Raw genomic sequence first — 24,008 nt, forward strand, 5'->3', positions numbered from 1 at the left:
AGGCGTCAACGGTCAGTTACCTTGAACCTGTGCCCGGTTTTGGGATCGTATTAACCGATACGGTGCCCCGCCATTCAAACAGCCGTTTTCAGGTTGTTGCCGCTGGGGCCATTGATACGTACATGCGCCCTTGAGTGGCTGTCAGCGCTCGGGTAATGTCATTAGACCCACAGGACAGAGCACGCCCATGACTTCCAAGCTGGAACAACTGAAACAAATGACCACCGTGGTTGCCGATACCGGCGACTTCGAAGCTATTGCTCGCGTTAAACCGGTGGACGCCACCACTAACCCTTCCCTGTTGCTCAAAGCCGCAGCGATTCCTGCCTACGCCGAATTGCTGAACGCTTGCGTTCACGATTGCAAAGGCGATGTGGGCCTGGCCAGCGACCGTTTTGGCGTTGCAGTCGGGCAAGAGATTCTGAAGGTTGTCCCGGGCCGCATTTCCACCGAAGTGGATGCACGTCTGTCGTTCGACACTGACGCCGTATTGAAGCGCGCGCACCGTCTGATCGAGCTGTACGACAAGGCCGGGATTGGCCGTGACCGCGTGCTGATCAAAATTGCCTCCACCTGGGAAGGCATTCGCGCGGCAGAGACACTGGAAAAAGAAGGCATTCAAACCAACCTGACGCTGTTGTTCTCGTTTGCTCAGGCAGCCGCGTGTGCCGATGCAGGCGTGTTCCTGATCTCGCCGTTCGTGGGCCGGATTTACGACTGGTACAAGAAAGCCAACGGCAACGACTACACCGGCGCGGATGATCCGGGCGTGCAGTCGGTGACCCGCATCTACAACTACTACAAAGCCAATGACTACAAGACGGTGGTGATGGGCGCGAGCTTCCGCAACCTGAGCCAGATTGAGCAATTGGCCGGTTGTGATCGCCTGACCATCAGCCCGGACCTGCTGGAGAAGCTGGCGACGGACACTGGCAAGCTGGAGCGCAAGTTGGCGCCTGGGCATGCCGGTGAGGCGCGCCAGAGCTTGAATGAAGCGCAGTTCCGTTGGTTGTCCAACGAGGACGCGATGGCGACCGAGAAACTGGCTGAGGGCATTCGTCAGTTTGCTCGCGACCAGGAGAAGCTTGAAGCTCTGCTGCAAGCCAAGCTGTGATTTGAGTTAGCGCAATACAAAAAGGGCGAACCTTGATGGGTTCGCCCTTTTTTGTGCCAGTTACTTAAGTGATCAGTGACGCTCCAGCGCGTTCACCAGGTCATGGAACGCTTCACGATTGTGATCATTGAGGCCCATGAGGATTTTGTGGGCTTCAAGCACCTTGATCCTCACCACTTCCTCGGACTGGTCCTGGTCTGGCAGGTCGTCCAGGCATTCCGGGCACGGCACTGGCTGGTCAACAATGTTGAACACCTGCTCGAAGCCCATGGATTCGAGCAGCCGGGTGATGTCTTCGTGGGTGGTGACGACAGTCGGCAGCAAGCCGACTTTCTGCCGCGACAGGATCGACAATTTGGCCAGCAGGCCAAGGGTGGTGCTGTCGATGCTGCGGGTTTCGGTCAGGTCGATCACGATCGCGTTGAAATTCAACGCGGTGAAGATCCGATCAATAGTCGCATCCAACGCCGAACACAGGGTCAGGCGAACTTCACCGACGAATTTCAGGACGAAGGTGCCATCCTGCTCGGCGAACTGGATTCTACCGGTACTCATTAAAGATTCCTGCTCAACACCAACAGGGCGATATCATCCGGCATCTCCCCCAGCGTGGCCAATCCAAAAACCTGCCGCAGCCCATCCAGGGTGCCGCCCGCAGCCTTGACCCGTTGGGGCAACGCCGCTTCTTTTTCTTTGAGTGTGGCTTCTGGCAAAAGGTCCAGAATGCCATCAGACATCAGCGTCAGGCTGAACGTCGGCGGCAGCTCCAGCACGTGGTCTTCGTAGGTGGCTTCATTAAAGAGCCCCACCGGCAGACCGCGCCCTTCCAGATAACGAACACTGTCTGGCGTGTACAACACTGGCAACGGCAAATGACCACCGATGCTATAGGTCAACAAACCTGTCTCCTCGTCGATGACTCCACCGACCATTGTGACGTGTTTACCCAGCTTACAACTGATCAGGCCTCGGTTGATATGACCAAGGACCTCTGAAGGCTTGAATTCCGGCAATGTACCGCTGCGCTTGGATTCGAACAGCAAGCGCGTGGTCATGAACTTCAGCAGCACCGTAACGAACGCTGAAGAGGCGCCATGCCCGGAAACGTCTGCCAGGTAGAAGGCTACCCTACGCTCATCGACCCGAAAGTAGTCAACGAAATCACCCGAGAGGTACAGCGACGGGATGATCTGGTGCGCAAACTGAAACTCGTCGATGGTCCAGGGGCTGACCGGCAGCATGTTCATCTGCACCTGGCGACCGGCGTTCTGGTCTTCCTGGAGCAGGTTCAGGCTGGCGGCGAGCTCGCGGTTGGCCTTTTCCAGCTTTTCGCGGTAGCGCTGGTTTTCCAGCAGCAGGCGCGCACGATCAAGGGCCCGGCGCACAGAATGCTCGAGCACTGCCAGATCTTCGAGAGGCTTGATCAGGTAATCCGCGGCGCCAAGGCGCAGTGCCTCGACCGCGTCGTTCATCACGCCGGCACCCGAAACCACAATCACCGGCGTTTGCGGGGACCGTTCGGTAACCTGGCGAATGAGTTCGAGTCCGCCCATCTGCGGCATGCGCAGATCGCAGATGACCAAGTCGGGCTTGTCTTGCTCGAATACCTGAAGACCCTGTTGGCCATTGCTGGCCTGCAGGACACTGAAACCACTGTCTTCCAAATAGGCCGCGAGACTCGCGCGCACTACTTCGTCATCATCGATTATCAGCAGCGTGGCACTGGTTTTTGGCATGTGGGCAAACGGCGCCAGAATTAGGTTGGCGTAGCAGGCACGGGTTTTAGCCCGGCTCACACTACTGGATTCGCTTTCTAGCCTCTCTATTGCACCGTTTTCGAGCGTTTGCCCTACTCACCTGTACACCAGAGGTGCCCTTCTAAGGCGCAGACGGTACTCCCATCCGAGAGGCGTTTCAAGCTCACGCCGATGGTCGCTTGGCGTCTTTACTTGTCAAATCACCGGGAGTTATAAGAACGGACAAATCCGTAACCCAATGGAAGGATCGAGCCCATGAGTCAAACCGGTCGGGACTACAGCGAAAAGCGCGATTTCATCCGCATGCGAGTCGATGCCGATGTGTCGTTGATTCATGAAGGTGATGAGGTGCCAGCCGTCTGCATCGACCTTTCCAGCAGTGGCATGCAGGTTGAAGCGAAGCGTGAGTTCAAGGTGGGCGACCGGCTCAACGTGCGCATCGATTCCGATCACGCCGCCTTAAAAGGTCTTGAGGCCGACACCGAAGTGGTGTGGGTGAAGCCTTTGGACGGTGAAGGTCAGAAACTCGGGCTTACAATCTTGAAGATGAAATAAGCCGGATCCAAATCGAAGAAGGCGGCCCATGGGCCGCCTTCTTCGTTTTACCGGTCGAGATTAAAAATCGTCTTCAACCTTGCCGTCTTTGACTTTGAATTCACGGTTCTGCAAGTACGCATTACGGATGAAGATGTACTTGTCGCCGGTGATCAGCTTCTCGCTCGACAGCAAGCTGGCACGCGTGTCGACGATGTTCAGGCCGAAGACCGAGTTACGCACCGGCACATCGTTGATGTAAGGGTACGGGCCGGTGTAGCTGTCGACATACTTGGAAGGCGCATCACGCAAGGTGCTTGGGCCCAACAGCGGCAGCATCACATACGGGCCGCTACCGACACCCCAGTAGCCAAGGGTTTGACCGAAGTCTTCGTCATTACGATTCAGGCCCATCTTGGTCCCGACATCGAAGAAGCCCAGCAAGCCGAACGTGGTGTTAAAGATGATACGGGCAGTGTCGGTGCCCGCCGCGGCCGGTTTGGCCTGCAGAATGTTGTTCACCAGGTTGGTGACGTCACCGACGTTGCGAAACATGTTATGGATGCCGTCTTCCAGAAACTGCGGCGTGATGAACTCATAGCCCTGAGCCACAGGCTTGAGTGCATACGTGTCGATCACATCGTTGAACTTGTAGATCGGACGGTTAATGCTTTCCCAAGGATCGTCTTCTGAAGCAGCCTGAGCCCCAAACGGAACCAGCAACACGCTGGCACACACAAAAAGCTGAGCGAGATGATTGCTCCAGCGCATAAAAAAACTCCTTGGATTTTACTGGCGCGGGCACTTGGCCCGGGCATTAAGCTGGCAAGTATAAGACGGAAAAGCCAGTTTAGGCAGCCTCGCGCTCATTCGCCTACAGATGAATCGCTCCGATTGAGAGCGCTTCACATCAATGTCACTCAACTGTCACTGACGCCGCATAGCCTTGTCACTATTTCAGGGACGCTCCTATGCCGCACGCCGAAACCTTGCCCGTTGCAGCACCCAGCTTGACCGCCGTCCTGTTCGGCCTCAGTGGTTGCCTGGTGGATTTCGGCGCCCGGACGCGTCAGAACGGGGCTTACTCTGCCGAGCACGCCGAGGCCACTCCCGGCGCGCTGGACAGCCTGCGCAGTTTGCAGCGCCAGCAAATTCCCTGCGCCTGGCTCGATGAACTACCTCCCACCCTCAGTCATTCCTTGGCCGTCACCCTGCCCTCCTGGATCACCTCGTCGCAACATTCCGCAACAATCAACCCATGGCCCGCGCCGAACGCTTGCTGGCAAGCCCTGATGGCGTTGAACGTCGAACGCCTGGATGGCTGCGTGCTGGTCAGTGGCGAACCCCGGTTGCTGCAATCGGGGCTGAATGCCGGGTTGTGGACGATTGGCCTGGCGTCCTGCGGCTCGCTCTGCGGCCTCGCACCCAGCGAATGGCACGCATTGACCCAAAAGGAGCGCGAGCACTTGCGCGGCAAGGCGACGATGCAGCTATTCGGGCTGGGCGTGCATTCGGTGATCGATCATCTCGGCGACCTCGACACCTGCCTGGCCGATATCAGCCTGCGCCGGCTCAAGGGCGAAAAGCCCTGACCGAGATCATGCAGGTTGCGCGCAAGTGGATTAATCTAAAGGTCAGCCATAGACCTTTGGCGCGAGGCTGCGGTCTATGCCAGTGCCTATCGATAAAAGGAAGAACGCCATGCCTGCCCGCGAACTGCAAGAACAACTCAATACTCTGCGCGAGCAATTGGAACAGAATCCACCGCTGTCCGAAGCCGAGCGCGAAGACCTGCACGCGCTGATGCAACAGATCGAACTGAAACTTGAACTGGAACGGGAAACCAAGGATTCCAGTCTGGCTGACGGCGTCAACCTGGCCGTCGAACGCTTTGAACTCGAACACCCTGTTATTGCCGGCACGTTGCGCAACATCGCGCAAACCCTGGGCAACATGGGGATCTGAACCCGCCGGATACAAAAAAGCCCCGCTAGCGATAGCGGGGCTTTTTAATATCCGGGATTGGCAATGCTATCCCACATTAGATCTTCACTGACGGACCAGGCGATGGTTCGGCAGTTGAACGGTTTCGGTGCTGCGATAGGGGTTGATATCCAGCCCTCCACGGCGCACATACCGCGCATACACCGTCAATTTCTCCGGCTTCAGCAGCCGCTGCAAGTCGAGAAAAATCCGCTCCACGCACTGCTCATGAAAGTCCGAGTGCTGACGGAAGCTCACGATGTACTCCAGCAAACTCGCGTGATCCAGTGCCGCGCCACGGTATTCCACCGCCACGCTACCCCAATCCGGCTGGCTGGTGACCGGGCAGTTGGATTTGAGCAAATGGCTGTGCACGCTCTCCTCCACGATGCGCGACTCATCGCAACGCAGCAGCTCCGGACGCGGGTGTTCGTAGTTGCTGACGCTGATGTCCAGGTCATCAATGCACATACCCGGCAACGCAACCACGCCTTCGGCTTCAACGTCCTTGAGACTGCGAATGCGCACGCCAACCGGCTTGCCGGCAGCCGCCGACAGGTCTTTCGCCAGCGTCGCTTCGAGGCTCGCCGTATCGGCAAACGGCGTCTGGTTCAGCGAGTTCAGGTACAGCTTGAACGACTTCGATTCGATGATGTTCGGCGAATCCGCCGGGATGCTGAACTCGCCAATCGCCACGACTGGCTTGCCGGACGGCAACAGCCACGACAGTTCGAAGCAGTTCCAGAAATCCACGCCTTTATACGGCAGGGTCTCAGCCGTCAGACCCAGCTCGGCCCATTTCGCGGTACGCGGGATCGGGAACAGCAGGGACGGCGTGTAAGTGGCGATGTATTCGCTGGATTTGCCCAGCGGCGAGTGTTCGGCTGCGGGATGCATGGCGGAAACCTGACTGAAGAATCAGCGGATTCTACCAGCCTTTGCGCCCGCCATTGAGTGCTTACTGACTGACAGTCAACTTGCCGACCATGCCCGCCTGATAATGGCCGGGGATGTTGCAGGCAAACTCCAGGCTGCTGGCCTTGGTGAAGGTCCAGGTCAGCTCGGCGGTTTTACCCGGCTCGACGAGGACGCTGTTCGGGTCATCGTGCTTCATCATTCCATGATCCATGCCCGCCATCGCACCGTGGTCCATTTCCTTCATGCCGTTAGGCGTCAGCATGCCACTCTGTTGCATCTGCAACATTTCCTGCTGGTGTTTGGCATGCATCGCCGCGTCCCCCAGGTTGAATTCGTGCAACAACTGGCCTTTATTCACCAGCACAAAACGAATGGTCTCACCCGCCTTGATATCAATCGCCTTGGGGGTGAATGACATGTCGCCCATCACCACTTCTACACTGCGAGTCACCTTGGCCGCCGCAGCGGGTTGGCCGAAGTCGTAGGACTGCGCCGGGGCAGCCCACACCGGCGAGCTCAACGCCAACAAACACGCCATCCGCAGCAAAGATTTGCGCAAAAACATAGTCGTACTCCAACAAGATAAAGTTCAGCCTGTGGAAAACTCTAAACTGCGGCCACTGCCCGCAACCTGACAGCCAGATTACAACTTTGTCAGGTTGACCTGAAATAACGCCGCCCACGGTATAAAGCGTTCGTTCCATTTGCCCAGAGTCGCCCATGAAATTACTGATCGTCGAAGACCAACCGAAAACCGGCCACTACTTGCGCCAGGGCCTGACCGAGGCCGGTTTCAATGCGGAACTGGTGGCCGATGGCAGCACCGGACAACAACTGGCGCTGAGCGGCGACTACGCGCTGTTGATTCTCGACGTGATGTTGCCCGGTCGCGATGGCTGGCAGATTCTGCAAGCGGTGCGCAGTGCCGGCCTCGACACGCCGGTGCTTTTTCTGACGGCGCGTGACGCAGTCGAGGACCGGGTCCATGGCCTCGAACTGGGTGCCGATGATTATCTGGTCAAACCGTTCGCCTTCTCGGAACTGCTGGCCCGCGTCCGCAGCCTATTGCGTCGCGGCAGCGCTTCGCCACAGGAAACCAGCCTGCAACTGGCCGATTTGCGCCTGGACCTTATCCGCCGTCGCGTAGAGCGCAGCGGCCAGCGTATCGACCTCACGGCCAAAGAATTCGCCCTGCTGGAAATGCTCCTGCGTCGTCAGGGCGAAGTCCTGCCCAAATCGCTGATTGCCTCTCAGGTCTGGGACATGAATTTCGACAGCGACACCAATGTCATCGAAGTCGCGATCCGTCGTTTGCGCCTGAAGATCGACGATCAATTCCCCAACAAGCTGATCCACACCGTGCGCGGCATGGGCTACGTCCTTGAAGAGCGTATCGCCTGATGCGGCGTCTTTCGTTGAGCAGCCGTCTGGCATTGCTGTTTGCGGCCTGCACAGCGGTGGTTTCGCTGTTCGCCGGGGTGTTGTTCAGTCGCGCCAGCGAGGCGCACTTCGTCGAGCTCGATCAGCAATTGCTGGACGGCAAGCTGATTGGATTGCGCCGGGCACTTCACGACATTCAATCCAGCGAGAGCAAAATCAGACTCGCGGATGAATTGAGCCGCCAGGCCGATTTATCGCTGCGCATTACCGGCAGCGATGGCCAGCGCTGGTATGACAGTTCGACGCAGTTACCGGACAGGCTCCCACAAACACCCGGCTTATCGACCCTCAACGACGGCGACACCGACTACCGCGTGCTGAATGCGCCGTTGTTTGTCGACAAACCTGATTCCCCGCAGCTGACCCTGTTGCTGGACATCACCCATCACCAGCATTTTCTGCAACGCATGCAGCATTTGATCTGGCTGACGGTTGGCTTATCCGCCTTGGCCACTGCGCTACTTGGTGCATGGGCGGCGCGCAGCGGGTTGCGCCCATTGCGGCGCATGAGTGCGGTCGCCCGGGGGGTGTCAGCGCAATCACTGAATGCGCGCCTGCCCGAAGAGAAGATGCCGCCAGAACTCGCGGAATTGGCCCACAGCTTCAACGCCATGCTCGGACGCCTTGACGACTCTTTTCAACGACTCTCGGCATTCTCCGCCGACATCGCTCACGAACTGCGCACGCCGCTGTCGAACCTGCTGACCCACACGCAGGTCACCCTCACCCGCCCCCGGCCCATCGAGGACTACCGCGAGGCGCTGCACAGCAACCTCGAAGAACTGCAATGGATGGCGCAACTGGTCAACGACATGTTGTACCTGGCCAAGGCGGATCATGGGTTGCTGTCGCCCAAGCGCGAACCGCTGGAACTGGCGCGGGAAGTGGATCTGTTGCTGGAGTTTTTTGCGCCGCTGGCAGAAGACGCTCAGGTGACGCTCACGCGGGAAGGTAACGCGCACATGGAGGGTGATCGCAGCATGTTGCGCCGGGCGCTGTCCAATTTACTGGACAATGCGTTGCGGTTCACGCCGGCCGAGGGTGAGGTTCGGGTGCGGATTGTCGAGCAGGCCAAAGGGTTGACCCTGTCGGTTGAAAACAGTGGCGATGGGATTGACGGGGCATTGCTGCCGCGATTGTTTGACCGGTTTTATCGGGCTGATCCGGCGCGTCAGGAAGGTAGCAGCGAACATGCGGGGTTGGGGCTGGCGATTACGCAGTCAATCGTACGTGCCCATGGCGGGCAGATTCGTTGCGAATCAGAGAATGGGTGGACGCGCTTTGTGATTGAGTTGCCTAAGGGAAGTTGAGGCCAGCAGTTCCGGCCTCATCGCGGGCAAGCCCGGCTCCCACAGGGTTTGGAGTCGTTCACAACGGTGTGATTCAACTCGATCAACTGTGGGAGCCGGGCTTGCCCGCGATGGCGATTTCAGGCGTTACGAATACCGCAACGCGTGAGCCGGCTCGATCTTCGCCGCACGCCACGCTGGGTAAACGGTGGCCAGGAAACTCAAGATAAACCCCGCCGAGCAAATCAATAGCACATCCCCGCCCTGCAATTCCGAAGGCAGGTTACTGACGAAGTACACGTCAGAACTGAAAATGTGCTGCCCACTCACCCGCTCGATCCAGCCCACCAGTTCACTGACGTTCAACGCCGCAATCACGCCCAACACGCCGCCGATCAAGGTCCCGACAATCCCGATCACGGTGCCCTGAACCATGAAGATCGCCATGATCTGCCCCGGCGTGGCGCCGATGGTGCGCAGGATCGCGATGTCCGCACCCTTGTCGTTCACCACCATGATCAGGGTCGCGATGATGTTGAACGCCGCCACTGCGACGATCATCAGCAACAGCAGGCCGATCATGGTTTTTTCCATTTTCATCGCGCTGAACAGACTGCCCTGGGTGTGGGTCCAGTCGTCAGCCTTGTAGGCAGCACCCAAACCGCTGGCGATGTCGCTCGACACTTGCGGCGCGGCGTACAGATCCTTCACCGCCAGGCGCACGCTCTGCACCTGATTCGGCTCCCAATGCTGCATTTGTGCGGCATCGGCCATGTGGATCAACGCCATCGAACCGTCCAGTTCAGCCCCGACCTTGAACACGCCAACCACGTTCAGGCGCTGCATGCGCGGGGTAATCCCGCCTGGGGCAGTGCTGACTTCCGGCACAATCAGGGTGATCTTGTCGCCGACGTTCAAACGGAAACGCCGCGCCGTGATTTCGCCAATCACCACGCCGAACTCACCCGGTTTCAAGGCATCCAGACGCCCCTGAACGATGTGCTTGGCAACGATTGAGACCTCGCCTTCCAATGCCGGATCGACGCCGCTGACCTGGATCGGCTGCATCGAGCCCTTGTAGGACAGCATGCCTTCCATCTCGGTGAACGGCACCGCGGCCGTGACTTCCGGATTTTTCATCGCGGCCGCTGCAACCGGCTGCCAATCGTCAATGGGGTTCACGCCGACGATGGTTGCGTGCGGCACCATGCCGAGGATTCGCGAGCTCATTTCGCGCTGAAAGCCGTTCATCACCGACAACACCACGATCATCGCCAGCACACCCAAGGCGAGGCCGATCATCGAAGTCATCGAGATGAAGGAAACAAAGCGATTGCGGCGCTTGGCGCGGGTATAGCGCGCGCCGATGAAGATCGATAACGGTCTGAACATTCGCTGGGCACCGTATAAAAATAAAAGACCCGACGTCGTTCAAGACGCCGGGTTTCGGTCAATCAGATGGGTGTCAGGCAACCTTCCTGCAAATGCAGGACGCGGTCCATCTGGCGAGCCAGGTTCATGTCATGGGTCACCACCAGGAACGCGGTGCGCATCGAGGTGCTGAGTTCCAGCATCAAATCCTGAATGCCCTGGGCGGTGTGGGAGTCGAGGTTGCCGGTCGGCTCGTCGAGCATCACCAGGCCTGGCTTGTTCACCAGGGCGCGGGCGATGGCGACGCGCTGACGTTCGCCGCCGGACAACTCGGACGGCTTGTGCTCCAGGCGATGGCCCAGCCCTACCCGCTCCAACAAGGCCGTGGCGCGCTGACGTGCTTCCGGGATCGCAGTCTTGCCGATCAGCAACGGCATGCAGACGTTTTCCAGCGCGGTGAATTCCGGCAGCAAATGGTGGAACTGGTACACAAAGCCGAGGGAGCGGTTACGCAGCAGGCCGCGATTCTTCTCGCTCAGTGCCGACAGTTCTTCACCGTCAAGCCAGACGCTGCCCTTGGTCGGCGTATCCAGGCCGCCCAACAGGTTGAGCAAGGTACTTTTGCCCGAACCCGAGGTGCCGACAATCGCCACACGCTCGCCCGGGTGCAACTCCAGTTGCAGACCGGCCAGCACTTCCACCGACTCCGGGCCTTCCTCGTAGGATTTGCCCAGGTTGCGGCAGCTCAAGATTGCTTTATCACTCATGCCCGACTCACTCATAACGTAGCGCCTCCGCAGGCTGGGTGCGCGCGGCACGCCAGGCTGGATAAAGGGTGGCGAGGAAACTCAGGACCAACGCGGCGCCGCAGACCATCAAGACGTCCTGGCTCTGCACTTGCGACGGCAGGTAATCGATGAAGTACACGTCGGCGTTGAGGAATTTATGGCCGATCACGCCTTCTAGGGCCGAGATCGCGGCGCTGACGTTCAGCGCGGCGAAGATCCCGACCACAGCGCCAATCAGCGTACCGACCACGCCGATGACGGTGCCCTGCACCATGAAAATCGCCATGATCGTGCGTGGCGTGGCGCCCAGGGTGCGCAGAATCGCGATATCGCCCTTCTTGTCGTTCACCACCATCACCAATGTGGAAATGATGTTGAATGCGGCAACGGCGACGATCAGCAACAACAGCAGGCCGATCATGGCTTTTTCCATGCGGATGGCCTGATACAGATTGCCGTGGGTACGGGTCCAGTCGCGGGCGTAATAACGGTCTTCGCCCAGTTGTTGAGCGATACTCCACGCGGTGCGTGGCGCCTGGAACAGGTCGTCGAACTTCAGGCGGATGCCCTGCACCTGATCCGGCTTCCAGCGATGCAGCCTGGCCAGATCCTGCAAATTGGTGATGCCCAGATAACCGTCCAGCTCACCGGCACCGACATGGAAGATGCCGACCACGGTAAAGCGTTTCATGCGCGGGAACATGCCGGCCGGGGTCACGGTGACTTCCGGCGCGACAAACGTCAGTTTGTCGCCGAGGGCCGCACCGAGCTTGGCCGCGGCCTTGTCGCCGATGACGATGCCGAATTCACCCGGCACGAGATCGTCGAGTTTGCCCTGCTGCATGAAGTTATCAATGATCGAGACGTTGCGCTCCAGCGCAGGATCGATGGCATTGAGCAGGACTTTGGAGACTTTGCCATTGTTGGTCAGCAAACCCTGCATCTGGGTAAACGGCGCCACGGCCGTCACCTGCGGGTTTTGCTTGACCTTGGCGGCCAGGCTTTGCCAGTCACTGATCGGCTCACTGGACTCGATGGTCGCGTGAGGCACCATGCCCAGCACGCGGGTGCGCATCTCATGATCGAAGCCGTTCATGACCGACAGCACCACAATCATCACCACCACGCCAAGGGCGAGACCGATCATTGAAGTCAGGGAAATGAACGACACAAAATGATTGCGACGCTTTGCACGGGTATAACGCGTGCCAATAAATACGAAGAGAGGTCTGAACATGTCGGGGCTTGTTCGGAGGGAAAAGGAACGTCCTTGTGGCGGGGGTCGATAACCAGCTTTACACTCAGACCACCGCCGCTACCATGGGTTCGCCATGTCGACATTAGATGAAGAAGATCGCCGCGAATACTACCGTATCGAGGACACGATCGCACTGGAAATTCGGACCCTGTCCGCTCCCGAGGCCGCAGGCCTTGAAGTGTTGCAGGATGCTTCTCCACTGTTCAACTTGCTCAGCGAACTGCACCTGAGCGAATTCGAGTCGCAACACCTGCTACGCCAGATCAGTGAACGTGACCGCAACCTCGCGGCGTTCCTGAAATCCCAGAATAAACGCATCGATTTACTCAGCCAGGTGATTGCAATCACCGTGCTCGGGCAGATTGGCGAGCCGCAGCCGGTGATTATTTCCGAAGGTGGCATCGACTTTCAGTACCCGACACCCATCGCCGTGGGCGCGCACCTGTCGGTCAAACTGGTGTTGATGCCGCAAGCCCTCGGCCTGTTGCTGCGAGCCCGCGTCACCCATTGCGACCGCAAGGCGGGCGCTTTTGACGTCGGCACCGAGTTCGAACGCCCGACCGATGCCCAGCGGCAATTGCTGGCCCGCTACATTTTGCAGAAGCAGGCCCAGGAACGACGACTGGCCCGCGAAAACGAATCAGGCATCTAATTTAAGGAAGAACCGTGACCCTCATCTACGGCCATCGCGGCGCCAAGGGCGAAGCACCGGAAAACACCCTGACCAGCTTTCAGGAATGCCTCAAGCACGGCGTGCGCCGTTGCGAACTGGACCTGCACCTGTCCATGGACAACGAGTTGATGGTCATCCATGACCCGACACTCAAGCGCACCACTGACCGTCGCGGCAAAGTCGTCGAACACACGGCGGCCGAACTGGTGACTTACGACGCACGCAAAGGTGGCCCGGGCTGGATCAAACCCTGCCCGATTCCGACGCTGGAAGAATTGTTCGAAAAGTGCGACTTCGATCACTGGCAGCTGGAAGTCAAAAGCGCTTCACGCACCCGCGCCGCGACTACGGTGCTGGCAATTCGTGAAATGGCTCAGCGTTTCGGCCTGCTCGACAAGGTCACGATCACCTCCAGTTCACGCGAAGTGCTCAAAGCTGCGCTGGACCTGGTGCCGGATGTGTCTCGCGGCCTGGTAGCCGAATACGCCTGGCTCGACCCGCTGAAGGTCGCGCAAAGCTATGGCTGTGACATTCTGGCGTTGAACTGGACGCTGTGTACGCCGGAACGCCTGCAGAAGGCGCAGCGTCAGGGGCTGCATGTGTCTGTGTGGACAGTCAACGAGCCCGCGCTGATGCGCAGACTCGCCGACTTCGGCGTTGACAGCCTGATTACAGACTTTCCCGGTTTGGCCAGCGCCACGCTCGAGAATTGCTGAAATCGGTCTCCCCGGCCGGCTCAGGCCACCGGCCGGAGCCGCTCAAAAAAGCCGGTTGAGGCCATCGTACGCCGCTACCCGATAGGCTTCAGCCATGGTCGGGTAGTTAAACGTCGTGTTGACGAAATACTTCAGGGTGTTCAGTTCGCCCGGCTGGCTCATGATCGCCTGACCGATGTGCACGATCTCCGACGCCTGATAACCGAAGCAGTGAACGCCCAGCACTTCCAGGGTTTCGCGGTGGAACAGGATCTTCAGCATGCCCTGAGGCTCGCCCGCGATCTGTGCACGCGCCATGCTCTTGAAGAACGCCTTGCCCACTTCGTACGGCACCTTGGCCTGGGTCAGCTCCTGCTCGTTCTTGCCGATCGAGCTGATCTCCGGAATGGTGTAGATGCCGGTCGGCACGTCATTCACGAAGCGCCAGCTGTTGTTATCGACGATGCTGCCAGCAGCCGAACGACCCTGGTCGTGGGCGGCACTCGCCAGGCTCGGCCAGCCGATCACGTCCCCGGCACCGTAAATGTTCGGTACGCAGGTGCGGTAGGCTTCGTCGACTTCGATCTGGCCACGGCTGTTGACCTTGACGCCGATGTTTTCCAGCCCCAGTTGATCGGTGTTGCCAGTACGACCGTTGCACCAGAGCAAGGCATCGGCCTTGATCTTCTTGCCGGACTTGAGGTGCAGGATCACGCCGTTGTCCACGCCTTCGACGCGGTCGTAGTCTTCGTTGTGGCGGACCGTGATGTTGTTGTTGCTGAAGTGGTAGCTCAACGCCTGGGAAATTTCCGAGTCGAGGAAGCTCAGCAACTGACCACGGTTGTCCACCAGCTCGACCAGTACACCCAGACCACTGAAAATCGATGCGTATTCGCAACCGATCACGCCGGCGCCGTAAACGATGAGTTTGCGCGGGGTGTGGCCGAGGCTGAGGATGGTGTCGCTATCGTAGATACGCGGGTGGTGGAAATCGATGTCGGCCGGGCGATACGGACGCGAGCCGGTGGCGATGATGATGTGCTTGGCCACCAGTTTTTCGACCACGCCGTTAGCGCAGACCACTTCGATGGTTTGTTCGTCGGCGAAGCTGCCGGTGCCGAAGAACACGTCGACACGGTTACGGGCGTAGTAGCCAGTGCGCGAGGCGACTTGTTTGGAGATGACTTTCTCGGCGCTTTTCAGCACGTCCGGAAACGAGAACCAGCGCGGCTCACCAATGGCCCGGAACATCGGGTTGGTGTTGAACTGCATGATCTGCCGGACCGAGTGACGCAGTGCCTTGGACGGGATGGTACCCAGGTGGGTGCAGTTGCCGCCGACCTGGCGACGGCTGTCGACCATCGCGACCTTGCGCCCTGCTTTGGCGGCGTTCATTGCCGCGCCTTCTCCCGCCGGGCCGGAACCCAGCACCACCACGTCGTAGTTGTAGACAGCCATGCGTACTCCTCAGAACAGGCCGCGGCGCCATCGGCGCCCTGCGGCTAAATCACGCCGATCTGCGGCGTGAAGGAACAATTTGGGGCCAGTGCAGAACCCGGACACAGTCTATAGAAGCGTCAACGCCGCGCACATTAACCCTTGGTCGCGTCGTAGGCTAGTTTTGCCTGCACTACAACGCCAGTCTTCACCGCTTGAATCATTGCCATCACTCGACTTTGCCGCCACTGAGGCGTTCAAAAGCCTGATTGGTTCGTGTGACGAAACCTGTATCGGCACGAATCACAAAGAATGCACCAATGTCATGTGCCTGGGCATAGTCCCAACCCCGTTCAGGGCCGAGAATCAGCAACAGCGTCGATAGTCCATCGGCCATCAACGCCGAAGGATGAATCACCGTGACTGACGCCAGGGTGTGCAGGATCGGTGTACCGGTTCGCGCATCAAAGGTATGGGAATATCGCCGACCGTCCTGCACGAAATAGTTTCGGTAGTCACCAGACGTGGAAACGCCATAACCGTCGACGGCAATGATGCGCTCAGCCACTTGCTGGTCATCTCGAGGCTCTTCCAGGGCAATGCGCCAGGGTGAGCCGTCGAGCTTCTTGCCGGCGGCCTTGAGTTCGCCGGTAGCTTCGGCGAGGTAGTTGTGGATGCCCATTGCGTCAAGTTTTTCGGCAATCGTATCGACCGCGTAACCGGCGGCAATGCTGTTGAAGTCGACCTCGACCGCCGCGTCCTTGCACAGCTGATCATTATCAATACGCAGGTGCTGGTAACCGACTCGCGGCCGCACTTCGGCCAGCGCTTGAGCGGTGGGGATTTTTTCTTCCCGGGCCTGCGGGCCAAAGCCCCAAAGGTTAAGCAACGGTTCCACCGTCAGGTCGAAGGAGCCTTCGCTTTGTTCCGACAGACGCTCACCGACACGCACCAGCTTGAGGATCGGCGCGGGCATTTTCTGACAGCGATTAGCGGGCAGATCGTTGAAGCGTTCGATGTCGGAGTCGCTGCGGTAGGTCGACATTTGTTGATCGACTTCAGCGAGGATCTTTTCGACCTGAACACGAACTTCCGTCGGGGCGGGAAGCCCGGGATGGCGCAGGTACTTGATCGAATACGTGCTGCCCATGGTCGGGCCGCCGAAGCTTTCCAGGCTGTCGCCGTTGCCACAACCGCACAAAATGCCGGCCAGCACCACAAGCCCACCCCATCGTCCAGTTAACAAATCTTCATCTCCCCTCAAAACCGCGCCCGCCATTATGGGCATCAGAGCGCATGAGCGCGAGGTCTGCCTGCGCCCGTCAGTCAAACGCAAAACCTGTGGGAGCGAGCCTGCTCGCGATAGCGGTGACCGGACTTACGACCGCCACACACAGGTGCAGCGTTTTCAAACAAGATCCAGCGTGAGTACCTAGAGATGTCTTCCAATACGAGCAAAGGCAAAGCAATTTTTCGCGTCGTCAGCGGAAACTTCCTGGAGATGTTCGACTTTATGGTCTACGGCTTTTACGCCACGGCCATCGCTAAAACCTTCTTCCCTGCCGACAGCGCCTTCGCCTCCCTGATGTTGTCACTGGCCACGTTCGGAGCAGGCTTCCTAATGCGTCCGCTGGGGGCCATTTTCCTCGGCGCCTACATCGACCGTCATGGTCGTCGCAAAGGCTTGATCATCACCCTGGCCATGATGGCCGCTGGCACGGTACTGATTGCCTGCGTGCCGGGTTACGCCACGCTGGGCGTCGCGGCGCCACTGATCGTTTTGTTCGGTCGACTGCTGCAAGGCTTCTCGGCCGGCGTGGAATTGGGCGGCGTGTCGGTGTACCTCGCCGAGATTTCGACGCCGGGTCGCAAGGGCTTTTTCGTCAGTTGGCAGTCCGCCAGCCAGCAAGCCGCGGTGGTGTTCGCCGGCCTGCTGGGCGTCGGTTTGAACCACTGGCTCAGCCCGGAACAAATGGGTGACTGGGGCTGGCGCGTGCCGTTCCTGATCGGCTGCATGATCGTGCCAGTGATCTTCGTGATTCGACGTTCGCTGGAAGAAACGCCGGAGTTCCAGGCGCGTAAACACCGCCCTACCCTGCGGGACATCATCCGCTCGATCAGTCAGAACTTCGGCATTGTTATCGCCGGCATGGCGCTGGTGGTAATGACCACGGTGTCGTTCTACCTGATCACCGCTTACACCCCGACTTTCGGTAAAGCCGAACTGCATCTGTCGGACCTGGATGCGCTGCTGGTGACGGTGTGTATCGGCCTGTCGAACTTCTTCTGGCTGCCGGTGATGGGTACCGTGTCCGACAGGATCGGGCGCAAACCCCTGCTGTTGGCGGCGACGATTCTGGCAATCCTCACCGCTTACCCGGCCCTGTCGTGGCTGGTGGCAAACCCGAGCTTCAGCCATTTGCTGATTGTCGAGTTGTGGCTGTCGTTCCTGTATGGCTCGTACAACGGCGCCATGGTGGTGGCGCTGACCGAGATCATGCCGGTCGAGGTTCGTACGACCGGGTTCTCTTTGGCCTACAGCCTGGCGACTGCAACGTTCGGCGGGTTTACCCCGGCGGCGTGTACGTATCTGATTCATGTGCTGGACAACAAGGCTGCGCCGGGGATCTGGCTCAGTGGTGCGGCGGTGCTGGGGTTGATCGCGACGCTGGTGTTGTTCCGGGGGAATAAGCATGAGCTGCGGACGGCGAAAGCGGCCGTAGTCGGCGGCGCCTGATCTGCACTCTCCAGCAAGATCGCTCCCACGCTCCGCGTCCTTGCCGAAAAGCGGACGCGGAGCGTCCATTGAGGCATTCCCACGCAGAGCATGGGAGCGATCAACGCACAAACAAAAACGCCCCGACCTAGGTCGGGGCGTTTTCATGTGTAGCTAACGCTTAGCGCGGGAACGCTGGCGGGTTTACACCGGCCATGTCTTCCATCACGCGAACGACCTGGCAGCTGTAACCGAATTCGTTGTCGTACCAAACGTACAGAACAACGCGGTTGTCTTGGGTGATGGTTGCTTCAGCATCCACAACGCCTGCGTGGCGCGAGCCAACGAAGTCAGTGGACACCACTTCCTGCGAATTGACGTAGTCAATTTGCTTATGCAGATCGGAGTGCATGGCCATCTGGCGCAGGTACTCGTTGATCTCTTCACGAGTGGTGGCTTTCTCAAGGTTCAGGTTGAGAATGGCCATCGACACGTTTGGCGTCGGAACGCGGATCGCGTTACCGGTCAGCTTGCCGGCCAGCTCAGGCAGTGCCTTGGCAGCAGCAGTGGCAGCACCGGTCTCGGTGATCACCATGTTCAGCGCGGCACTACGGCCACGGCGATCGCCTTTGTGGAAGTTGTCGATCAGGTTCTGGTCGTTGGTGTACGAGTGAACGGTTTCAACGTGACCATTTACGATGCCGAACTTGTCGTTCACAGCTTTGAGCACCGGCACGATGGCGTTGGTGGTGCAGGAAGCGGCGGAAACGATCTTGTCGTCAGCAGTGATATCACCGTGGTTGATGCCGTGAACGATGTTCTTCAGCTTGCCTTTACCCGGCGCGGTCAGAACAACGCGGTCGATACCCGGGCAAGCCAGGTGTTGACCCAGGCCCTCGGCGTCGCGCCATACACCGGTGTTGTCCACCAGCAGCGCGTCTTTGATGCCGTACTGGGTGTAATCCACTTCAGTCGGGTTCTTCGCGTAGATAACCTGGATCAGGTTGCCGTTGGCGGTGATGGTGTTGTTGGCTTCATCGATGGTGATGGTGCCGTCGAACGGACCATGAACCGAGTCACGACGCAGCAGGCTTGCACGCTTGACCAGATCGTTCTCGGCGCCCTTGCGGACAACGATGGCGCGCAGACGCAGGCCGTCGCCGCCACCGGTTTTCTCGATCAGGATACGCGCCAGCAGACGACCGATACGACCGAAGCCGTACAGGACAACGTCGGTGCCTTTGCGAGCGGAAACGTTCTGCTGACCAACGACGTCAGCCAGTTCTTCACGGACGAACTGCTCGGCAGTGCGACCTTTGCCTTCGGCCTTGAACTTGACCGCAAGCTTGCCCAGGTCTACCGAAGCGGCGCCGAGCTTGAGCTCGCTCATCGCTTTGAGCAGCGGGAATGTTTCGTGGACGGACAATTCGCTGTCATCGGACTGACGATGACGGGCAAAGCGGTGAGCTTTGAGAATCGCAATGACTGAACGGTTGATCAGGCTGCGGCCATAGATCGAGCTCACCACGTTGTTATTGCGGTAGAGCTGACCGATAAGCGGAATCATCGCTTCTGCGAGTGCTTCACGGTCGATCCATTCACCAAGACACTGGTCGGGCTTCTGAGTCACGGGAACCTTCCACATGTAGGGGCAGAAAAAAGGGGCTACATTATGCCGCCGACTCCCTCCCGTAGCAATGCGCGCTTGTCGTGCGATCCGTAACATTTTCTTGTTCAAAAAAATCACGCTGCGCCGAAGCCCAATAAAACCGGGGCTTCCAGCGCAGTCAATTTTTTGGAGACAACGCTACCTTGTCCGTAACCCTCCGTAACACTGGTTGGTTTTGCCACTACATAATCGGCAAATATCAGTAAAAAACCGGCGGATTTTGTCTTTACCACTACATTTCGCCAAACCTGCGTAATAGACACAGTCTGCAACTGACAGGCGGCACCCGGGGCCGCTACAATTACCGACTTTGTCGCAACGCTTGGAGCTCAACCTTCCGTGCCCGTTCTGCGTCTACCGCTTCTCCCTGCCGCGGCAGGTAAACAGCACTGGGGCAACCTGCCCGGTGCCGCCCTCAGCCTGGCCATCGCCGAGGCTGCCAGCGCTGCCAAGCGCTTTACCCTACTGCTGACCGCCGACAGCCAAAGTGCCGAGCGGCTGGAACAGGAGCTGAGTTTCTTCGCCCCGGATTTGCCCGTGCTGCATTTCCCGGACTGGGAAACCCTGCCCTACGATCTGTTTTCGCCGCACCAGGACATTATTTCCCAGCGCATCTCCGCCCTTTATAGACTGCCGGAGCTGAGCCATGGCGTGCTGGTGGTGCCCATCACCACGGCCCTGCATCGCCTGGCGCCGACCAAGTTCCTGCTCGGCAGCAGCCTGGTGCTGGACGTCGGCCAGAAACTCGACGTCGAGCAAATGCGCACCCGGCTTGAAGCCAGCGGCTATCGCTACGTCGACACGGTGTACGAGCACGGCGAGTTCACGGTGCGCGGCTCGCTGATCGACCTGTTTCCGATGGGCAGCAAACTGCCGTTCCGCATTGATCTGTTCGATGACGAAATCGAGACGCTGCGCACGTTCGATCCGGAAAACCAGCGTTCCATCGATAAAGTTGACACCGTCCGCCTGTTGCCTGCGCGTGAATTCCCGTTGCAAAAAGATGCGGTCACTCGCTTCAAGGCACGTTTCCGTGAGCGCTTCGATGTCGACTTCCGCCGCTGCCCGATCTTTCAAGACCTGAGCAGCGGGATCACACCGGCCGGTATCGAGTACTACCTGCCGCTGTTTTTCGACGACACCTCCACGCTGTTCGATTACCTGCCACAGGACACGCAAGTGTTTTCCCTGCCCGGCATCGAGCAAGCGGCGGAAAATTTCTGGAACGACGTGCGCAACCGTTACGAAGAGCGCCGCGTCGACCCGTCCCGTCCTTTATTACCGCCGGCCGAGTTGTTCCTGCCGGTGGAAGATTGCTTTGCCCGCCTGAAGAACTGGCCCCGCGTGGTAGCCAGCCAACAGGACGTGGAACCCGGTGTCGGCCGCGAGCGTTTCCCGGCGCGGGAACTGCCGAACCTGGCCATCGAAGCCAAGGCCACTCAGCCATTGGCGGCGCTGGCGGGTTTCCTTGACGAATTCCCCGGACGCGTGCTGTTCACAGCCGAGTCGGCGGGCCGTCGCGAAGTGTTGCTGGAATTGCTCGAGCGCCTGAAACTGCGGCCGAAAACCGTCGACAGCTGGCCGGACTTCGTCGCGAGCAAAGAGCGCTTGGCAATCACCATCGCCCCCCTCGACGAAGGCCTGGTGCTCGACAATCCGGCCCTGGCGTTAGTGGCCGAAAGTCCGTTGTTCGGTCAGCGCGTGATGCAGCGCCGTCGTCGCGAAAAACGCGCCGACGCCAACAACGATGCGGTCATCAAGAACCTCACTGAGCTGCGCGAAGGCGCGCCAGTGGTGCACATCGATCACGGCGTCGGTCGCTACCTCGGTCTGGCCACGCTGGAGATCGACGATCAGGCCGCCGAATTCCTCACGCTGCAATATGCCGAAGGCGCCAAGTTGTACGTGCCGGTGGCCAACCTGCACCTGATCGCTCGCTACACCGGCAGCGATGATGCCTTGGCCCCACTGCACCGTCTCGGCTCCGAAACCTGGCAAAAAGCCAAGCGCAAAGCCGCCGAACAAGTGCGCGATGTCGCCGCCGAGTTGCTCGACATTTATGCCCGTCGCGCCGCCCGCGAAGGTTATGCGTTCGAAGACCCGAAAGCCGACTACGCAACCTTCAGCGCAGGCTTCCCGTTCGAAGAAACCCCCGACCAGCAAACCACCATCGAAGCGGTACGTGCCGACATGCTCGCGCCGAAGCCGATGGATCGCCTGGTCTGCGGCGACGTAGGTTTCGGCAAGACCGAAGTGGCCATGCGCGCCGCCTTTATCGCGGTGCACGGCGGCCGGCAGGTGGCGATTCTGGTGCCGACCACCCTGCTCGCCCAACAGCATTACAACAGCTTCCGCGACCGCTTCGCCGATTGGCCGGTGACCGTGGAAGTGATGAGCCGCTTCAAGTCGACCAAGGAAGTAAACGCCGCGGTCGCGGACTTGGCCGAAGGCAAGATCGACATCGTGATCGGCACGCACAAATTGCTGCAAGATGACGTGAAGATCAAGAACCTCGGCTTGGTGATCATCGACGAAGAACACCGCTTTGGTGTGCGTCAGAAAGAACAGCTCAAGGCCCTGCGCAGCGAAGTCGACATCCTGACCCTGACCGCCACGCCGATTCCGCGCACGCTGAACATGGCCGTGTCGGGCATGCGCGACCTGTCGATCATCGCCACCCCGCCGGCCCGTCGCCTGTCGGTGCGGACCTTCGTCATGGAGCAGAACAAGAGCACGGTCAAAGAGGCCCTGCTTCGCGAGCTGCTGCGTGGCGGCCAGGTTTATTACCTGCACAACGACGTGAAGACCATCGAGAAATGCGCCGCCGACCTTGCCGAACTGGTGCCGGAAGCACGGATCGGCATCGGCCATGGGCAGATGCGCGAACGCGAACTCGAACAAGTGATGAGCGACTTCTACCACAAGCGCTTCAACGTGCTGATTGCCTCGACCATCATCGAAACCGGCATCGATGTGCCGAGCGCCAACACCATCATCATCGAGCGCGCCGACAAGTTCGGCCTGGCGCAGTTGCACCAGTTGCGTGGCCGTGTCGGGCGCAGTCACCACCAGGCTTACGCTTACCTGCTGACACCACCACGCCAGCAGATCACTCCGGATGCGGAAAAGCGCCTGGAAGCGATCGCCAACACCCAGGACCTTGGCGCAGGTTTCGTGCTTGCCACCAACGACCTGGAAATCCGTGGCGCTGGCGAGCTGTTGGGCGATGGTCAGAGCGGGCAGATCCAGGCGGTTGGCTTTACGCTGTACATGGAAATGCTCGAACGCGCGGTGAAGTCGATCCGCAAAGGCGAGCAGCCGAACCTCGATCAGCCGCTGGGCGGCGGCCCGGAAGTCAATCTGCGCGTACCGGCGTTGATTCCGGAAGACTATCTGCCGGACGTTCACGCTCGGTTGATTCTCTACAAACGCATCGCTTCGGCCACTGACGAAGAAGGCCTCAAGGACCTGCAAGTCGAGATGATCGACCGATTCGGCCTGTTGCCGGAGCCGACCAAGAACCTGATGCGCATCACGGCGCTGAAGTTGCAGGCCGAATTGCTGGGCATCAAGAAAGTCGACGGCGGCCCGCAAGGTGGCCGAATCGAGTTCGCGGCACAGACACCGGTCGACCCGCTGACGCTGATCAAACTGATTCAGGGCCAGCCCAAACGCTACAAATTCGAAGGTGCCACGATGTTTAAATTCATGGTGCCGATGGAGCGCTCGGAAGAACGCTTTAATACTGTAGAGGCGCTGCTTGAGCTCCTTATCCCGAAAACTGCTTGAAGGACGCCGCATGCGCCTGTTTCGTTCACTGACCCTGCTGATAACGCTGGTCGCACCCACGGCGTTTGCCGATGATCTGTATCAGATTGAAATGATCCTGGTCCGGCAAAACGCCGTACCCGCTATCATCAGCCGCGCCGCGCCAGAAGACTGGGCTGCCGGGGCGCAACCCATCAGCAAGGACAGTTTGCGTACGCCGAACCTGAATAACGAAGTGCAAAAACTCAGGGCCAGTGCTGACTACACCGTGTTGCTGCACAAAGCCTGGCAACAAACCCTCGGGGAACAAGCCAGCAAAGTGGCGATCAGCGATGGCAAGGATCAGTATGGTCAGTTCCCGATCGAGGGCACGTTGAACCTGAAACTGGGGCGCTTCACTGACGTTGATGCCGACTTCTGGGTCAACCAGATCGACGGCAATGGTATGGTCACCGCCAGCGAACGCCTCAAGCAAGAAAGCCACACCAAGAACGGCCTGCTGAACTTCCTCGACAACGGCCACCTCGGCCTGCTGATCAAGATCACCTCGCTCACCGCCCCTGCGCCTCGGCCAGTCCCCGATGAAATACCGGACTGA

The 24,008-nt window shown here is 59.1% G+C and carries 22 protein-coding genes; 11 read left to right on the top strand and 11 right to left on the bottom strand.

Going from position 1 to position 24,008, the window contains the following annotated elements:
* The first annotated feature begins 187 nt into the window (after positions 1 to 187).
* On the top strand, positions 188 to 1,114 hold the full coding sequence (gene tal / locus H8F22_RS04150; protein ID WP_194939781.1) for a transaldolase: 927 nt from the start codon (positions 188 to 190) through the stop codon (positions 1,112 to 1,114).
* Between the two features lie 72 nt (positions 1,115 to 1,186).
* On the opposite strand, the gene rssC is transcribed toward tal, so the two are convergent.
* Both rssC and rssB read right to left on the bottom strand, forming a co-directional pair.
* Positions 1,187 to 1,669, bottom strand: coding sequence for an anti-sigma factor antagonist RssC (rssC, locus tag H8F22_RS04155; protein ID WP_007943680.1), 483 nt, complete (start codon positions 1,667 to 1,669; stop codon positions 1,187 to 1,189).
* A complete protein-coding gene (gene rssB / locus H8F22_RS04160; RefSeq protein ID WP_027921662.1) occupies positions 1,669 to 2,850 on the bottom strand; it encodes a two-component system response regulator RssB in 1,182 nt (393 codons plus the stop codon). The genes rssC and rssB overlap by 1 nt, the downstream gene beginning before the upstream one ends.
* Before the next feature lie 276 nt (positions 2,851 to 3,126).
* Between rssB and H8F22_RS04165 the strand changes: the two genes are divergently transcribed.
* The gene (locus H8F22_RS04165; RefSeq protein ID WP_027921663.1) at positions 3,127 to 3,426 is read left to right on the top strand and encodes a PilZ domain-containing protein; all 300 of its coding nucleotides are present in this window, start codon (positions 3,127 to 3,129) and stop codon (positions 3,424 to 3,426) included.
* Positions 3,427 to 3,486: 60 nt separating this feature from the next.
* Here the strand turns inward: H8F22_RS04165 and H8F22_RS04170 are convergent, their stop codons facing one another.
* Entirely contained in the window at positions 3,487 to 4,176 is a 690-nt protein-coding gene (locus tag H8F22_RS04170) for an MlaA family lipoprotein (RefSeq protein ID WP_027921664.1), read from the bottom strand.
* Positions 4,177 to 4,376: 200 nt separating this feature from the next.
* On the opposite strand from H8F22_RS04170, the gene H8F22_RS04175 reads away from it, so the two are divergent.
* Together H8F22_RS04175 and H8F22_RS04180 are read left to right on the top strand one after the other, a co-directional pair.
* Positions 4,377 to 4,997, top strand: coding sequence for a hypothetical protein (locus tag H8F22_RS04175; RefSeq protein ID WP_027921665.1), 621 nt, complete (start codon positions 4,377 to 4,379; stop codon positions 4,995 to 4,997).
* Positions 4,998 to 5,106: 109 nt separating this feature from the next.
* The gene (locus H8F22_RS04180; protein WP_027921666.1) at positions 5,107 to 5,370 is read left to right on the top strand and encodes a DUF4404 family protein; all 264 of its coding nucleotides are present in this window, start codon (positions 5,107 to 5,109) and stop codon (positions 5,368 to 5,370) included.
* 84 nt (positions 5,371 to 5,454) lie between these two features.
* On the opposite strand, the gene queF is transcribed toward H8F22_RS04180, so the two are convergent.
* Both queF and copI read right to left on the bottom strand, forming a co-directional pair.
* Positions 5,455 to 6,285 carry an NADPH-dependent 7-cyano-7-deazaguanine reductase QueF gene (gene queF / locus H8F22_RS04185; protein ID WP_059181298.1) on the bottom strand — a complete coding sequence of 277 codons (831 nt, stop codon included), beginning with the start codon at positions 6,283 to 6,285 and terminating at the stop codon, positions 5,455 to 5,457.
* A gap of 61 nt (positions 6,286 to 6,346) precedes the next feature.
* Positions 6,347 to 6,871: a copper-resistant cuproprotein CopI gene (gene copI, locus H8F22_RS04190; RefSeq protein WP_194939782.1), complete on the bottom strand. Its 525-nt coding sequence runs from the start codon at positions 6,869 to 6,871 to the stop codon at positions 6,347 to 6,349.
* A gap of 155 nt (positions 6,872 to 7,026) precedes the next feature.
* Between copI and H8F22_RS04195 the strand changes: the two genes are divergently transcribed.
* Positions 7,027 to 7,707: a heavy metal response regulator transcription factor gene (locus H8F22_RS04195; protein WP_027921669.1), complete on the top strand. Its 681-nt coding sequence runs from the start codon at positions 7,027 to 7,029 to the stop codon at positions 7,705 to 7,707.
* Positions 7,707 to 9,056 (top strand): heavy metal sensor histidine kinase, encoded by a 1,350-nt coding sequence (locus H8F22_RS04200; protein WP_194939783.1) that lies wholly within the window; start codon positions 7,707 to 7,709, stop codon positions 9,054 to 9,056. Before H8F22_RS04195 ends, H8F22_RS04200 begins: the two co-directional genes overlap by 1 nt.
* A gap of 126 nt (positions 9,057 to 9,182) precedes the next feature.
* Here the strand turns inward: H8F22_RS04200 and H8F22_RS04205 are convergent, their stop codons facing one another.
* The 3 genes from H8F22_RS04205 to H8F22_RS04215 form a co-directional block, all read right to left on the bottom strand.
* Positions 9,183 to 10,427, bottom strand: coding sequence for a lipoprotein-releasing ABC transporter permease subunit (locus H8F22_RS04205; protein WP_027921671.1), 1,245 nt, complete (start codon positions 10,425 to 10,427; stop codon positions 9,183 to 9,185).
* A gap of 62 nt (positions 10,428 to 10,489) precedes the next feature.
* Positions 10,490 to 11,173, bottom strand: coding sequence for a lipoprotein-releasing ABC transporter ATP-binding protein LolD (gene lolD, locus H8F22_RS04210; protein ID WP_167360488.1), 684 nt, complete (start codon positions 11,171 to 11,173; stop codon positions 10,490 to 10,492).
* Between the two features lie 7 nt (positions 11,174 to 11,180).
* Positions 11,181 to 12,431 (bottom strand): lipoprotein-releasing ABC transporter permease subunit, encoded by a 1,251-nt coding sequence (locus tag H8F22_RS04215; RefSeq protein ID WP_027921673.1) that lies wholly within the window; start codon positions 12,429 to 12,431, stop codon positions 11,181 to 11,183.
* Positions 12,432 to 12,525: 94 nt separating this feature from the next.
* Here H8F22_RS04215 and H8F22_RS04220 point away from each other — a divergent pair, with 94 nt between their 5' ends.
* Together H8F22_RS04220 and H8F22_RS04225 are read left to right on the top strand one after the other, a co-directional pair.
* A complete protein-coding gene (locus H8F22_RS04220) occupies positions 12,526 to 13,104 on the top strand; it encodes a PilZ domain-containing protein (protein WP_027921674.1) in 579 nt (192 codons plus the stop codon).
* A 14-nt stretch (positions 13,105 to 13,118) separates the two neighbouring features.
* Positions 13,119 to 13,841 carry a glycerophosphodiester phosphodiesterase gene (locus tag H8F22_RS04225; RefSeq protein WP_027921675.1) on the top strand — a complete coding sequence of 241 codons (723 nt, stop codon included), beginning with the start codon at positions 13,119 to 13,121 and terminating at the stop codon, positions 13,839 to 13,841.
* Positions 13,842 to 13,883: 42 nt separating this feature from the next.
* On the opposite strand, the gene sthA is transcribed toward H8F22_RS04225, so the two are convergent.
* A complete protein-coding gene (gene sthA, locus H8F22_RS04230; protein WP_007907752.1) occupies positions 13,884 to 15,278 on the bottom strand; it encodes a Si-specific NAD(P)(+) transhydrogenase in 1,395 nt (464 codons plus the stop codon).
* Between the two features lie 208 nt (positions 15,279 to 15,486).
* On the bottom strand, positions 15,487 to 16,536 hold the full coding sequence (locus tag H8F22_RS04235) for an FAD:protein FMN transferase (protein WP_050590134.1): 1,050 nt from the start codon (positions 16,534 to 16,536) through the stop codon (positions 15,487 to 15,489).
* Between the two features lie 159 nt (positions 16,537 to 16,695).
* Here H8F22_RS04235 and tcuC point away from each other — a divergent pair, with 159 nt between their 5' ends.
* Positions 16,696 to 17,994 (top strand): MFS transporter, encoded by a 1,299-nt coding sequence (gene tcuC / locus H8F22_RS04240; RefSeq protein WP_059181300.1) that lies wholly within the window; start codon positions 16,696 to 16,698, stop codon positions 17,992 to 17,994.
* 160 nt (positions 17,995 to 18,154) lie between these two features.
* On the opposite strand, the gene H8F22_RS04245 is transcribed toward tcuC, so the two are convergent.
* Positions 18,155 to 19,618 carry a glyceraldehyde-3-phosphate dehydrogenase gene (locus tag H8F22_RS04245; RefSeq protein WP_027921678.1) on the bottom strand — a complete coding sequence of 488 codons (1,464 nt, stop codon included), beginning with the start codon at positions 19,616 to 19,618 and terminating at the stop codon, positions 18,155 to 18,157.
* Between the two features lie 363 nt (positions 19,619 to 19,981).
* On the opposite strand from H8F22_RS04245, the gene mfd reads away from it, so the two are divergent.
* Together mfd and H8F22_RS04255 are read left to right on the top strand one after the other, a co-directional pair.
* A complete protein-coding gene (gene mfd, locus H8F22_RS04250) occupies positions 19,982 to 23,431 on the top strand; it encodes a transcription-repair coupling factor (protein ID WP_027921679.1) in 3,450 nt (1,149 codons plus the stop codon).
* A gap of 10 nt (positions 23,432 to 23,441) precedes the next feature.
* Positions 23,442 to 24,008: a CsiV family protein gene (locus tag H8F22_RS04255; RefSeq protein ID WP_059181301.1), complete on the top strand. Its 567-nt coding sequence runs from the start codon at positions 23,442 to 23,444 to the stop codon at positions 24,006 to 24,008.

Origin of the sequence: Pseudomonas mucoides (genome assembly GCF_015461845.1) — a bacterium.
GTDB classification, from domain to species: Bacteria; Pseudomonadota; Gammaproteobacteria; order Pseudomonadales; family Pseudomonadaceae; genus Aquipseudomonas; species Aquipseudomonas mucoides.